This is a genomic window from Leptothoe spongobia TAU-MAC 1115, assembly GCF_018739885.1.
Lineage (GTDB): Bacteria > Cyanobacteriota > Cyanobacteriia > Phormidesmidales > Phormidesmidaceae > Leptothoe > Leptothoe spongobia.
This window is the reverse complement of sequence record NZ_JADOES010000007.1, coordinates 35,639-51,749: the sequence shown is the minus strand read 5'-3', so window position 1 is coordinate 51,749 and position 16,111 is coordinate 35,639. Positions and strand designations below refer to the sequence as shown.

At 44.6% G+C, this 16,111-nt stretch carries 4 protein-coding genes; all 4 read left to right on the top strand.

Going from position 1 to position 16,111, the window contains the following annotated elements:
- Positions 1-62 precede the first annotated feature (62 nt).
- Entirely contained in the window at positions 63-3,866 is a 3,804-nt protein-coding gene (locus IXB50_RS05330; protein WP_215607912.1) for a two-partner secretion domain-containing protein, read from the top strand.
- 108 nt (positions 3,867-3,974) lie between these two features.
- The gene (locus IXB50_RS05325) at positions 3,975-7,886 is read left to right on the top strand and encodes a two-partner secretion domain-containing protein (RefSeq protein WP_215607911.1); all 3,912 of its coding nucleotides are present in this window, start codon (positions 3,975-3,977) and stop codon (positions 7,884-7,886) included.
- Positions 7,887-7,913: 27 nt separating this feature from the next.
- Positions 7,914-11,705, top strand: coding sequence for a two-partner secretion domain-containing protein (locus IXB50_RS05320; protein WP_215607910.1), 3,792 nt, complete (start codon positions 7,914-7,916; stop codon positions 11,703-11,705).
- A 156-nt stretch (positions 11,706-11,861) separates the two neighbouring features.
- Positions 11,862-16,097: a two-partner secretion domain-containing protein gene (locus tag IXB50_RS05315; RefSeq protein ID WP_215607909.1), complete on the top strand. Its 4,236-nt coding sequence runs from the start codon at positions 11,862-11,864 to the stop codon at positions 16,095-16,097.
- Positions 16,098-16,111 lie beyond the last annotated feature (14 nt).

Sequence of the window (16,111 nt, the reverse complement as noted above, 5' to 3'; positions counted from 1 at the left end):
GCGCAAGGGTGCCGAACTAGAAAAACGGTTTATAGCAATGGCGAAAAACGCTGCGGTTCCCTATGGCTTATTCTCAATGTGTGCGATGGTTTCAGTGTGGTTTAGTTGTTGTTGCAACCAGTCATATGGCAACAGCTGTGCAGGCAGCTTCTCTTAGTGATGTGCAGTTTCAACATCGTTTACTTGATGAACATCCTATAAGTCTGCCTGAGAGTGTATTCTCCAACAAAGGTATCTTGATTGCTCAGATTTCTCCAGATGAGACATTGGGAGATGAAGGATCTTTCCTTGTCGAGAACAATGGTATTGACAGTATTGATGGTGGAGCTATTCGTGGAGGTAATCTCTTTCATAGTTTCCAAGATTTTAATATTGATACTGGCCAGCTAGTCTATTTTGTTAACCCTGAGGGCATTGAAACAATTCTCAGTCGGGTGACTGGCAGTAATGGTTCTAATATTGATGGCTTGTTGGGGGTGGCTGGACCTGCTGATTTATTTCTGTTGAATCCCAACGGTATTACCTTTGGTCCTAATGCTGAGCTGGATATTCGTGGTGCGTTTACGGCGAGTACAGCAGGCGCGCTTGAGTTTGTGGATGGCAGTGTGTTTAGTGCTGTCAATCATCAAGGGGCATCGTTGTTGACGATGAGTGCTCCGTTGGGTGTGCAGTTTGGGGCATTACCCCAAGGGGATATTGTCAGTACTGGGGTTTTGGAAACGGGAGGAGATTTAACGCTGTCGGGTAATCAACTGTATTTGGAAGGGCAGGTAATTGCGGGGAATGATTTAACCTTGCAGGCCCAGGATACGGTGACGATTCGTGATACGGCAACAGATGCTTTTATTGCTCGGTCTGGAGATGAGCTGACGATTCAGGGGAATCAAGGGATTGATATCTGGACGTTACAGCATTTGGGGCAGACTCCTTTTGTTAGTGGAAGAAATTTGGCACTCATCAGTGATGGGGTGATTTCGGGGGATGCTCATTTTGAGAGTGGGGGAGGTTTGCAGTTTCTGACGTTAGCAGGACTGCCTGGAAATTTTGTTAGTTTGCATGACCCGATTATTTTTGCTGATGGGGATGTGGTGTTTGGTGACTATACTGGTGTTGCTTTAAAGGTTGAAGCGACGGGGAGTATTCAGGCAGGGGATATTGTTATCACGGGACCGGATACAATTTTAAGAGCAGATGGGTCAGGGTCTGATGAAGATTTGTTGGCTAGTAGTCGTGCTGCGATTTTGCGAGCTGGGGTGGATGCGATGGGTACTTCGAATGTGCCTGAAACAGCTGAAGGTACAGCCTTTAATATAGATGCTGTAAATGGGTGGCCGAAGGGAAGTATTATTGTTAGCAGCATCAATACTTCTGATATCAATGGTGGAGATGGAGGGCCGATTATGCTGACAGCAAGTGGCGATATAACTACTACAGGCTTCTTTGAAACTCCCACCATGCAAAATGCTGGTGTGCCCTTTCCAAGCTCAGGAACTGTTGCTTTAGGTTCTTTTTCATTATCTCGCACCAGGAATTCTGGCAATGGTGGTCCCATTGTCCTTGCAGCGGGTGGTAATATCACCATTGAAAATTCTTCTAATGCAGATACGATAGTTGCTGTAGGTGTCTTTGGTAATGGAGGAGAAATCTCGATCTCCTCGACCTCTGGTGATATTATTACAGATGAATTATCCTCTAGCTCATATTCAAGCACTGGCAATTCTGGTGATGGAGGAACAATTTCGATCTCCTCAACCTCTGGTGATATCTTAATTAATGGGCTTTTACAATCAAATTCATTCTCAAATTCTGGCACTCTTGGTAATGGAGGAACAATTTCGATCTCCTCAACCTCTGGTGATATCACAACTAATAGACGTTTAAGTACACGCTCATCTTCAATTTTTAGTAACGCCACTGGTAATGGAGGGACTATCTCTATTTCTTCAGTTTCTGGCAATGTTACAACCAATGAAGCCTTGTCTGCCGACTCAATTTCGCTTAATAATATCGCCACTGGTAATGGAGGGACCATCTCTATTTCTTCGGTTTCTGGCAATGTTATAACCAATGAAGCTTTGAGTACGAGATCAGCATCAGGTTCTCGATCATACTCACATTATGCAAGCAATGGCGGAGATATTATTATCTCATCAGTGTCTGGAAATATCGGAATTAACAATCGTTTAAATTCATCTTCATACTCAGCCTTCGGTACTACTGGTAATGGAGGAAATATTTCCCTTTTTACTAGAGAAGGTACTATTGTTGGCAATAAATCTCAGCTAATTACTGCTTCTATTTCAAAACAAGGTGTAACAACTGGAGAAGGTGGGATGGTAGACCTAGAGGCAAGAAACATTTCTGGCCTAGAGATCATTACTCTTTCCAATACTAATGCATCGGGAAACGTTCAAATTCAAAGCCTAGAGGAAAGCTTAACAATCAGCGAACTAAATCTGATTACAAGTGGTCAAGTAACAATTCCTGATCCTCTCTCGTTATTTGGTAGGACAATCACCATAAATCTTAGTAACCTTGGTCAGGCTGGTAATACAGTCATTACTAGTGCTGAAAATTTGATCCTCAATGAGGTTGAAATTCGAAGTGATGCCAATCGATCTACGAATGCTGGAAATGTCGAAGTCTTTAGTGCTGGTAACATTCATCTTAATAATAGCCAGATTCTTAGCAATACCAATATCGAGAGTAGTGGCAACGGAGGCAGTATTATTATTAACGCTATAGGCAGCGCCACTCTCGATAATAGTCTAATTAATACTGATACCGATGGAAGTGGCCGTGCAGGTAGTATTGACATCCAGACACCTCGGCTAAACATTCAAAACGAAGCCCGTGTAACTGCCGAAACTAACAGCTCTGTGAGAGAAGGTGCTGGCGGGACCGTAAACATAGAGGCTGACAAAGTTAATTTTTCTGGCAACGAGACGGCAATATCAGTCAGTACCAGTGGCCCAGCTACTGCTGGCAACATAATTCTTAAGCCTATTAGTAGCGATAGCATTGATATCACCACCGTCGGAGAAGGCCCACAAATTTCAGCCTCCACAGGGCCTGGTAGCAGTGGTGCTGGGGGAAATATCGTTATCCGTGATGCAGATGTTGCAAAATTAGATAACACCGAACTTGTCACTAGTGGTAACGGTTCTGGTAGCGCAGGGAGTATTCTTATTGAGAATGTAGATTTACTCCTTACGCGCCGAGGGAGTCTGATTCTGGCTGAAGCAAGTGACACAGGGGGTGGTGGTAATGTTTTCATTGATGCAGGTTTTGCCTTCACTATTCCTGAAGAAGACAACGATATCCTGGCTACTGCTAACTCTGGCCAAGGCGGGACTGTTGATATCACAGCTAATCTCATCATTGGCTTTCGAGAAGTTGAGCAGTTTAGCCCAACATTAAGGGGTAATCGCATCAGCGACATCAGTGCCAGTTCCAACTCAGGCATTGATGGCATAGTGAATCTAGATGCTGATCCCAACCCAGAGCTTACTGAACTTCCTACTGACTTAGCTGATCCAGCTAATCGTATTGCCCAAGGTTGCAGTACTGCAAATAGGACTACTACTGATAGTTCAACAGGTGACTTCACCGTTACCGGACGCGGGGGACAACTCCTAAGCCCGGAAGATATCGCAGACGACGATGCACCACTTGATGACCTGGGACCAGACATTATTCAATCAGAGCCTTCGACATCAGATGCAGAAAGCTCACTGCTTATAAACAACTCACCCCATACCTCATTGGCGGATGCTCAAGAGGCCATTGTCACCGAATCAGGTGAAGTTTTTCTGCTTGCTGAGGGTGACTGGCGACCTTCAGTATCCTGTACAGCCTTGCGTTAAGCTTCACAAACTCAAACACCTATCCAGCATCTATCCAATAAGATTACTGAAGGGTGCTGAAGCAAGAATACAGTTGATCGTATTGGCAAAACCTATTGCCATAGGACTATGACACACATCCAATGTGTTCGCTGGTTTCAGCTTGGTTTAGTACTTTTCATCAGTCATATAGCAACGGTGGTCCAGGCAGCCCCGCTTGGTGATGAGGTTTTCATTGCCCAAATTATTCCTGATGACACACTAGGGCCAGAAAGCTCCATATTCACTAATGGAAATGATAGTGATGTCATTCATGGCGGAGCAATCCGAGGTGCCAACCTATTCCATAGTTTTCAAGACTTCAATATCAACACAGGCCAGCAAGTCTATTTTTTAAACCCTGAGGGCATTGAGACAATCCTTAGCCGGATCACCGGAAACAATGTGTCCAACATTGATGGTCTACTAGGCGTTGATGGTACCGCTGATTTATTTTTGCTGAACCCAAATGGCATAACCTTTGGCCCTAATGCCCAGCTTGATATTCTTGGTGCATTTACAGCGAGTACAGCAGACACACTGGAGTTTACCGATGGGAGTGTCTTTAGTGCTGTAAATCCTCAAGGGGCATCATTTTTAACAATGAGTGTGCCGTTGGGGGTTCAGTTTGGGGCATTACCCCAGGGGGATATTACCAGCACTGGGGTTTTGGGAACGGGAGAAGACTTAACGCTATCGAGTAATCAGCTGTATTTGGAAGGACAGTTAATCGCGGGGGATGATTTAACGTTGCAGGCCCAGGATACAGTGACGATTCGGGATACGGCAACGGATGCTTTTATGGCTTGGTCTGGGGATGAGCTGACGATTCAGGGGAATCAAGGGATTGATATTTGGACGCTGCAGCATTTGGAGCAGACTCCTTTTGTGAGTGGGGGGGATTTGGCCCTCATCAGTGATGGGATGATTTCGGGGGATGCTCATTTTGAGAGTGGGGGAAGTTTACAGTTTCTATCGTTAGAAGGACTGCCAGGAAATTTTGTTAGCTTGTATGACCCGATTATTTTTGCTGATGGGGATGTGGTGTTTGGTGATTATCAGGGAGCGGCGTTGAAGGTTGAGGCAACGGGAAGCATTCAGGCAGGGAATATCAAAATTACTGGGCCGGATACAAGTGGAGACTTGATGGCAGATGGATCGGGTTCTGATGAAGATTTGTTGGCTAGTAGTCGTGCTACGATTTTACGAGCTGGGGTAGATTCAACGAATACTCCAAATATTCCTCAGACTGCTGGTGAGATTCCTACTTTGTTTTCAGAGGGTGTTATTGCCGATCAACCTTCAGGCAGTATTGTCGTTAGCGATATAAATACATCTGATCCCGACGGTGGAGATGGAGGACCAATTATCCTTAATGCTACTGGTAATATCGTCATTATGAGGGACTTAAACTCATCCTCGGGCAACAGGGAACTTATGACCGGCTCGGGTACTGGAGGAGCCATTACTGTCTTCTCAGAGTTAGGTAGTATCACGATTAATGGAACAGTATTCTCGGGTTCTGATTCAGGGAATAATGGAGGGGATATTGTTATCTCTTCAGAGACTAGCGATATTACAATTGGTGGGAATGTGTCTTCAAATTCGCTCTCATTCTTGAGGGATGGCGGTAATGGTGGAGACATAAAAATTTCCTCGGATGCTAGTGGCATTACAATTGGTGGAGGTTTATCTTCAGGCTCATTCTCAGAGTCGGGTGATGCTGGCAATAGCGGGAGTATTGATATTTTTTCGGGTGCTGGTGGTATTACGATTGATGGAGGTATTTTTTCGGCCTCAGCGGCAGAATCATCCTCAGACACTCCTAACAATGGTGGTGCTATTTATCTTTCCTCAGAGTCGGGTGATATTGAGATTAATGGCGGTGTGGAATCGAACTCATTTGCAGCCTCAGGTGCTGCTGGGAATGGGGGGGCGATTTCTATTTCCTCAGGCTCAGGTAACATTACAACCAGTGCAGCGTTGAACTCATCCTCGTCCACAAACACGGGTACTGCCGGGGATGGAGGGGCAATTTCTATTTCCTCAGGTTCAGGCAACATTACAACTTTTGGTAGCACTATAACCAATGAAAGTTTGAACTCGACCTCGCGATCGTTCTCGGCTTTGGGCACTGCTAGAAATGGAGGGAAGATTTCTATCTCTTCAAGTTCTGGGGATATCACAGTTAACAGACGTTTGAACTCGTTCTCGTCCTCACCAGGCTCAGGCACTGCTGGGAATGGAGGGGCGATTTCTATCTCTTCAGATTCTGGCAATATTTCAACAAATGAACGTTTGAGCTCATTTTCATTCTCAGACTCAGGTACTGCTGGGAATGGGGGAGACATTTCTCTTCTGGCTAAAGATGGCGTTATTATTGGTAATAACAATGCTCAGATAAATGCTTTGTCAATTGTAAGAGAAGGTGGTATCACTGGAGCAGGCGGAACAATATCTCTCGAAGCACAAGAAATTTCCAATCTAGAAGTATTAACTATCTCGAGTGCTGGACAATCTGGCAATGTTGAAATTGATAGTTCTACCGATAGTTTAACAATTAGTAATCTGAATCTGATCACCAGTGGTCAGGTAATAACTTCAAATCCCTTCGAAGAGCCCAGTATTCTAGGTGATGAAACAATCACACTGGTTCTGAGCGATTTCGGCCAGGCTGGTAAGACAACCATTACCAGTGATGGAAACTTAACACTGAATGCAGTTAAAATCCTTAGCGATGCGAATCGGGCTGCGGCTGCTGGCGACCTAGAAATAATTAGTGCTGGCGATATTCAACTCAACGACAGTGCAATTCTTAGTAATACCAATTCTGGTAGTAGCGGAAATGGTGGCAATATTTTCATTACAGGAGAAAACAGTATAACGCTTAACGGTGGCCGCATTAATACCAACACAGAAGGCAGTGGTCGTGCAGGTAGTATTAGTATCATGACGCCTTTGCTAAATATTCAAAATGGAGCCCGTGTAACTGCCGAAACTAGCAGCCCTGTAAATGAAGGTATTGGCGGGACCATAACTATAGGAGCTGATGAGATTAATCTTGCTGACAGCGAAACGATAGTATCAGTCAGTACTAGTGGCCCAGCTTCTGCTGGTAGCGTAATACTGCAACCTAAAAACAGCGGCAGTATTGAAATCAATACCCTTGGAGAAGGCCCTCAAATTTCAGCCTCTACGGGGACTGGTAGCAGAGGTACTGGGGGAAATATCACCATCCGTGATGCAGTCGTTGCAAAATTAGATAACACTGAACTCGTCACCAGTGGTAACGGCTCTGGTAGTGCAGGCAGCATTTTTGTTGAGAATGTCGATGTGCTTCTTATGCGTCGAGGTAGTTTGATACTGGCTGAAGCAAGTGATACAGGAGGTGGCGGTAATGTTGTCATTGATGCAGGATTTGTGTTTACCATTCCTGAAGAAGATAACGATATTCTGGCTAACGCTTCGTTTGGTCAAGGCGGCATGATTGATATCACCGCTAATCTTATTGTTGGTTTTCGAAAAGTCGAGCAGTTTAGCCCAACATTGAGGGGCAATCGCATCAGCGACATTAATGCTAGCTCTGAATTCGATGTCGATGGCACAATACGCCTGGATACTGACCCTGCTTCGGAACTCACCGAATTACCGACAGATCTGATAGACCCAGCGAACCGTATTGCCCAAGGCTGCCGTGCCGAAGACTTTACCATTAACGATGGTCCACCTGGTGATTTCATTATCACCGGACGTGGGGGACAGCTTCTGGCACCATCTGACATCGTCAGCGAAGATGCACCGCTTGATGACCTGGGGCCAGACATAGTTCAGCCTGAATCATTGATGCCAGATACAGAAAGTTCGCTTCCCTTAAACCAGCAACCTGTCCCATTAGCAGATTCTCAAACCGCCATTGTCACTGAATCAGGTGAAGTTTTCCTTATTGCTGATGGTGCTTGGCAACCTTCTGTATCATGTACTGCATTAAGTCAACCCTCATGAGTTGGAGCAACTTAGGAGTTTCTGAAAATGAAGATATCTACCATCCGATTCCCTGTTGTCATACCTCATACTCACCAAGGTAAATACTGGTTGCTGTCTGGTTTATTTTTACTCGCAAATCAGATAACAACAGTTGTCTATGCTGCCTCACCGAATGATATCCAACTTCAGTCTTACATACCTAACAAGTATCCTGCTAATTCTCCTGAAATCTTGTTTCCTGCTGAAGAGGAACTCATTGCACAGATTATTCCAGATGATACCCTAGGCAGTGAAGGTTCCATCGTTATTGATAACGGTAATAGCGATTTCATTAACGGTGGAGCAATTAGAGGCGCTAACCTATTCCATAGCTTTCAAGACTTTAATGTTAATACCGGACAGCAGGTTTACTTTGTGAATCCTGAGGGTATCGGAACCATTCTCAGTCGGGTTACCGGGAGTAATGTATCTAACATTGATGGATTACTAGGTGTTGACGGCACTGCCGATTTATTTCTGCTAAACCCAAACGGTATTAGCTTTGGTCCTAATGCTGAGCTTGATATTCGTGGTGCGTTTACAGCAAGTACAGCAGACACACTTGAGTTTACCGACGGTAGTGTGTTTAGTGCTGTCAATCCTCAAGGGACATCGTTTTTGACGATGAGTGTTCCACTGGGAGTACAATTCGGTAACTCAGTCCAAGGGAATATTACCAGCACTGGAATTTTAGAAACTGGACAAGGTCTGACGCTATTTGGAAATCAGCTGTATTTGGAAGGGCAATTAATGGCGGGAGGCAATCTAGCATTGCAGGCCCAAGATACAGTAACAATTAGAGATACAGCGACAGATGCTTTTATCACTAGATCAGGCAATGATCTAACAATTCAGGGAAATCAAGGTATTGATATTTGGACATTACAACATTTAGAGCACACACCCTTTATTAGTAGAGGGGATTTGACCCTCATCAGTGGCGGGACAATTTCAGGGGATGCCCACTTTGAGAGTGGGGGAAACTTTCAGTTGCTTACACTAGAAAGGACACCGGGAAATTTTGTCAGCTTCCATGACCCAAGTATTTTTGCTGATGGAGATGTGATACTTGGAGATTACACTGGTGCATCCTTAAAGGTTGAAGCTACAGGCAGTATTCAAGGTGGGGATATTTCTATCACGGGTCCAGATACAACCTTGGTGGCGGATGGGTCAGGTTCTGATGAAGATTTATTGGCCAGCAATCGGACTGCAATCCTGCGATCAGGGGTAAATTTAGTTAGCCCACCTAATTTACCACAAACAGTCGGAGGAACAACGTTTGAAGAAGGTACCGTAGCTGACCAACCTCCGGGAAGTATCATTATTGACAGTATCAATACCTCTGATAACAATGGTGGCGATGCAGGGTCGATTATTATCTCGGCAACTGGCAATATTATAATCAATGGAAAGTTAGAATCTCTCTCAGTTTCAACCGTGGATGATTCTGGTAATGGGGGAAGCATTTCGATCACCTCAAGTTCAGGTGATATTTCAATTAATGATGAAGTAAATACCTTCTCCTACTCTTATGCGGGAAATTCTGGTAATGCAGGAAGTATTTCTATCTCCGCCTTGGGGGATATTAGTGCCAGAAACTTAAACTCAGTATCAGCTTCAATGAAAGACCCAGGAAATTCTAGTAATGGGGGTAATATTTCTATTTCCTCAATATCAGGTGATATCACAATCAATGGAAATGTGGCCTCACCCTCATCCTCTGAAATAGGTAATGCTGGTAATGGAGGAGATATTTCCATCGAGGCAACCTTAGGCAACATCACAATCAATAATAGTGACTCTTTGACTTCGTCCTCCTCATTCGCACGTAATGGCAATACTGGGAATGGTGGGAATATTTCTATCTCTTCAAAATCAGATATTACAATCGATGGAAGATTAGATTCTTATTCAGACTCGGTTACAGGAGCTACTAGTAATGCCGGAAATATTTCTATCTCTTCCATGTCAGGCGATATCAGAATCACCCAGGATGTAAGAGCAACCTCGTACTCTAGCTCGGGTGTCACTGGCAATGGTGGGGACATTACTATCTCTTCCATGTCAGGTGATATCATTAGTGATGGCGAATTAAACTCATCTTCTGCCTCATTTCAAACTTCTGGAGATGCTGGAGATGGAGGAAACATTATTCTCTCCTCTACCTCAGGCGATATTACAACCAACGAAAGGTTGAATTCGTTCTCATTCTCAAACTCCAACTTGGGTGATGCTGGCAATGGTGGGGACATTGTTCTCTCCTCTACCTCAGGCGATATTACAACCAACGAAAGGTTAAACTCATCTTCGCTTTCAAGTTCACGTAGTGCTGGCGATGGAGGTAGCATTTCTATCGAATCTTTGAATTCAGGCAATATCACAATCAATAAAAATCTTGACTTATTTTCGTTTTCATTGTCGGGCACTGCAGGAAGTGGTGGTGATATTACTCTTCTGACTGAAGATGGTCTCATTATGGGCAACGATACTTCGATATTGGCTTTTTCTGTTGCGCCAGGAGGAGGTACAACAGGAGCAGGCGGACTCGCAAACTTAGAAGCGAGCAATATTTTTGGCATCGAGATATTTACCCTCTCAAGTGATGGTGAATCAGGCAATATTGATATTCAAGGCTTAGGGAAGAATTTAACGATCAGCAATCTAAATCTGACCACAAGCCGTCAAGTAGACATTATGGATCCTTTCGATCCTAACAATCGGATACCTTTAGATCTTAGTAACTTTGGCCAGTCCGGCAATACGATTATTACCAGTGCTGGGAATTTAAATTTGACTGATGTAGACATTCGGAGTAATACTAATCGAGCTACAGATGCTGGTGATATTCAATTCTTGAGTTCTGGTACAATCCAACTAAATAATAGTCAAATCCTTAGTAATACCAGCGCAAATAGCACTGGCAATGGTGGTAATGTTACCTTTGTTGCTAACGACAATGTTGTCCTCAATAGTACTATCTTTAATACAGACACAGGCGGAAGTGGACGTGCAGGCAGCATCAGCATTCGTGATGCAGAAGTGGTAAAGTTAGACAACACGGAGCTTATAACCAGCAGCAATGGTCCTGGTGGTGCAGGGAGCATCTTTATTCAGAATGTGGATTTGCTCCTTATGCGACGAGGTAGTCTGATTCTGGCAGATGCAAGTACTACAGGTGGAGGTGGTAATGTTGATATCGATGCAAGTTTTGTCTTCACGATTCCCGAAGAAGACAACGACATCCTGGCTAATAGCTTGTTTGGCCAAGGTGGTGTCATTGACATTAATGCCAATCTTATTGTTGGGTTTCGAGAAGTCGAGCAGTTCAGTCCTACTTTGAGAGGAAACTTTATCAGCGATATTAGCGCCAGTTCTAACTTTGGTATCGATGGAACGGTGAGATTGGATGCTGATCCTGCCCCGGAACTTACTGAACTGCCAACCGATCTTGTAGACCCAGCTAACCGCATTACTCAAGGCTGCCGTGCTGAGGACTTTACTAGTAATGATGGTCCACCTGGTGACTTTATCATCACCGGGCGTGGGGGACAGCGTCTAGAACCAACTGATATTGCTAGCGAAGATGCACCGCTTGATGATCTGGGGCCAGACATAATTCAGCCTGAGTCATCGAAGAAGCCAGATACAGAAAGTTCAATCCCTACTGCTCCAAATCGGTCCCAATTAACTGATGCCCAAGAAGCGATTGTAACCGAATCAGGAGAGGTCTTTCTAGTTGCAGACACTGCCTGGCGGTCTTCCGTATCATGTGCAGCCTTACATCCACCTTCATAGACCAAGTCCGATTTGAACCCATTAGCTTCCTTTCTGGAAATATGCCATTTCTGGACGTCAACAAAGGTTAAGTGCAATTACCTATACAAAAGATTGCGTAAGAGTTATGCTACTGCAGCGATTGTGTAGTATGAGTATAATCTACCTTCGTGTCCTATGGCTTACTCCCAATATGCTCGCTGGCTGCAATTTGGTTTAGTGTTTGTCATCAGTTATGGGACAACGGCAGTTCATGCATTATCACCTGACGACGGAGTTCTGATCGCACAAATTATTCCCGATGACACGTTAGGAAATGAAAGCTCCATTGTTATTAATGACAACAACATTGACCGTGTTGATGGCGGAGCAATTCGAGGAGCAAATTTATTCCACAGCTTTCAAGATTTTAATATCGGCAATGGGCAACAGGTCTATTTTTCCAACCCTGAAAACATTGAAACGATTCTGAGTCGAATTACCGGACTCAATAGCTCTGATATTGACGGCTTACTGGGTGTGGATGGTACGGCTAATTTATTTCTGCTAAACCCAAATGGCATTACCTTTGGTCCCAATGCTGAGCTTGATATTCAAGGTGCGTTTACGGCTAGTACAGCAGGCGCGCTTGAATTCACTGACGGAAGCTTATTTAGTGCTGACAATCCTCAAGGAGCATCACTTTTAACGATGAGTGTGCCATTGGGGGTACAGTTCAGCGATGTCCCTCAGGAAGATATCACCAATCAAGGCAATTTGGCTGTAGGACCAGGCCAAACGCTTACACTATTTGGCGATACTGTTCTTAGTAGTGGTCATCTTACTGCTGTGGGCGGCGAAATACAGGTTCTTGGTAACTCAGTCGGTTTAATTGACCAGGCTACGGTAGATGTTGCTAGCATTGCTGGAGGTGGCTCAGTTTTGCTGGGTGGCGACTATCAAGGCCAGGGAATGGTGCCCACTGCAGAGCAAACGTTTGTTGGTCTAGATGTAATTATTACCGCTGATGCATTAGAAGGTGGTAATGGTGGTCAAGTCATTGTTTGGGCAGATGGGAATACTCAATTTTATGGCTCGATTACCGCAAAGGGTGGCATTACGGAAGGTAATGGAGGCTTCGTAGAAGTTAGTGGAGCTGAGTTTTTGACCTTCCAAGGCACGGTAGACACGACGGCACCCTTGGGTGAAACCGGAATGTTGCTGCTGGATCCGACCAATATAACCATTGTGGATGATCCAGTTACTGTTAACATTCCTTCAGGGCTTCAGGATGATGGGATTTGGTCTATTTCAGAAGACCCTGGCGATCAAACCCTCACTAGCGGAACAATTGGAAGTTTACTGAGTAACGGCAACTTAACCCTACAAGCTTCAGAAACAATCTCAGTAAATGGAGAGGTAAATTCCAACAGTTCTAATGATTTAGCTCTCGAAGCCCCAATTATTCAAGTGAATGATGGCTTAGCCCAACAAGGGGGTGGGGACATTATTGTAGAGACCCAAGACTTGACCATTGCAGGTTTTGGAAAATTCGACACCTCTACAGGCGGTAGTAGTGATTCAGGTCAGATTAATATCACTGCTGAGAATATAAGAGTCGAGGCCCTCTTGGGTATAACTAGTCAGGTAAATCCGGGGGCAAATGGTGAGAGTGGTGGAATTGTTATCATCACCAATAATCTTGAATTAGTAGAGGGTGGTAGTATTAGTGCTTCTACCACTAGCGGCGGTACTGGAACTGCAGGCTTGATAGCCGTTATGGCTACTGGTGATGTACTAGTAAGTGGGAATGGCTCTGGCATTTTTAGCCAGGTGCAAAACGGTGCTGTGGGCAATAGCAGAGGCATCACTCTTGCTACCCAAAATCTTACTGTTGAAAACGGTGGCAAGATTGATGCCTCAATTGGAGGTATCGGAAATGCAGGTTCCATAGTGGTTACTGCTACTGGCAACATTAGGCTTGAGAACAATATCAATCCTCTTTCAGTTATTGATGGAGGGAGTATTAGTGCCTCTACTGTTAACGGAGGAATCGGAGATGCAGGTTTGATAACCATTGCAGCTACTAATGATGTACTAGTCAGTGGGAACGGTTCAGGAATTTTAAGCCAAGTAGAAAACGGAGCAGAGGGTAATAGCAGCGGTATTGTTATTGCTAATGCTAATAACCTTACTGTTACAGGTGGTGGAAAGATTGATTCTTCCACTGGAGGTGCTGGAAATGCAGGTCCCATAATGATTACTGCTAATGACAACATTAGGGTTGAGAATGAGGGTTCTTCTATTGCCAGTCAGGTGAATGTAGATGGAGATGGTCGTAGTGAAGGTATTATTCTCCAAACCAATGATCTTTTAGTGCTTGATCAGGGACAGATTAGTGCTTCAACTGCTAGTGATGCGACTGCTATTACCCCTACTAACGATGCAGGTCAGGTGCAGATTACTGCTGATGGCAATATAACAGTTAGCGGTAATGGTTCAGGTATCTTGAGCCTAGTAAAAGATAGGGCAGAAGGTCGCAGTGAAGGTATTGTTATTACTAATGCTAATAACTTGTCAGTTACAGAGGGTGGAAAGATCGATGCTTCTACTGGAGGTATTGGAAATGCAGGCCCCGTTATGATCACTGTCACTGATACCATTACAGTTGATGGTGATGGTTCTTTTATTGCTAGTCAAGTAAACATAGATGGAGATGGCAACAGTGAAGGCCTTGTCATCAACACTGGAAATCTCTTCGTACAAAATATTGGTCGGGTCAGTACTTCAACGGCTAGTGATAAAACCACTATTACACCTAGTAATGATTCAGGCCAGTTAACAATTACTGCCACTGGCAACATAATTGTTGATGGTGAAGATTCTGCCATTGTTAGTGAAGTGAGTTCAGGGGCGATAGGTGATAGTGGCGGGATGATCATCAACACGAATAATCTTTTGGTGCAGAATCTAGGTAGTGTCAGTACTTCAACTGCTAACGGGGGGAAAGGAAATTCAGGTTCCATCGAAATTACCGCCACTGGTGAGACAAGAGTCAATGGCCGTGTTGAGCGCATTGATGCAAATGGTCGCTTTGAGGGCATTAGCTCTCGTATTGGGAGCCAAGCTGAGGAAGGGGCAATAGGTAATAGTGGGAATTTGACTATCACCACCCGGAACCTAATCGCTGAAAACGGTGGCAAAGTAGATACTTCTACTGGAGGTACAGGGGATTCAGGTCTCTTAAGCATTATTGCCAGTGATATTATGGTTGATGGAGAGGCTTCTTCCATTGCTAGCCAGGTGAATAAGCCGATGAGTGAAGAAGAAGAAGGCGGCTTGGGTAATAGTAGCGGGATTAACATTGCTACCGATACTCTCTCAGTGAGCAATGATGGTCAGATCAGTGCATCTACCTCCAATGAAGGCACAGCAGGGGATGTCCGTTTGCAATCTAATAACAGCTCAGACTTACGTATCACCTTATCGAGTAACGGCTTGATTGAAGCCAAGACATCTAGTGGAGCTGCAGGGGGCAATTTGATACTTACGGTGCCAGATACTCTTACCGTTCAAGGGGCAGGTGATCTAACCGTTGAAAGTACAGGTGCTACAACTGGTCCGGCAGGTGACCTTGATGTTGCTGCTGACATAGTCATCTTAAAAGATGCGGTTGAACTCTCTGCTCAAACGGCTTCAGAGGAAGGAGGAGGCAATATCAACTTTTTGGTGGATGGAGCCATTGTCATGCGTCGCGGGAGTTTCATTAATGCAGAATCCACCAATACAACCCCAAATGCTGGTGATGGAGGCAACATTACGATCTCAACCGATTTTCTAGTAGCCCCTTTGCTTGAAAACAATGACATCATTGCTAATGCAGTCAGTGGTAATGGTGGACGCATTGAGGTCACTGCTCTAAGTATTTTAAACTTTAGTGATCCAGAAGGACTCACTACAGCTGAGCTGCGAGCCCGACCCACTAATGATCTCAGTGCTAGCTCCCAATTTGGTGATCCTGGAGAAGTCATTCTCAATAACTTAAATCTTGACCCTAGTCAGGGCCTTACTGAACTCCCCAGTAATTTGAACGATCCTAGTGATCAGATTGCTCAAGGCTGCAATATTGGAGGTAATGCTACTGCAGATAGCTCAACAGCAGGTAACTTCGAGATTACCGGACGTGGGGGACAGCCCATCGGTCCAACCGGTATCCCAGGTTATGATGCTCCCCTTGATGACTTGGGACCCACTATTACTCAACCTGAATCATCTACCCCATTACCAGAAAGTCTACTCCCGGAAAAGCCACAATTTGATACGTTAGCTGACGCTCAAGACGCAATTATGACAGAATTAGGGGAAGTATTTCTAATTGCTGAAAGCAGTTGGCAACCTTCCCTATCCTGTGCATCTCTACATCAGCCCTCATAAGTTTGATCAATTGC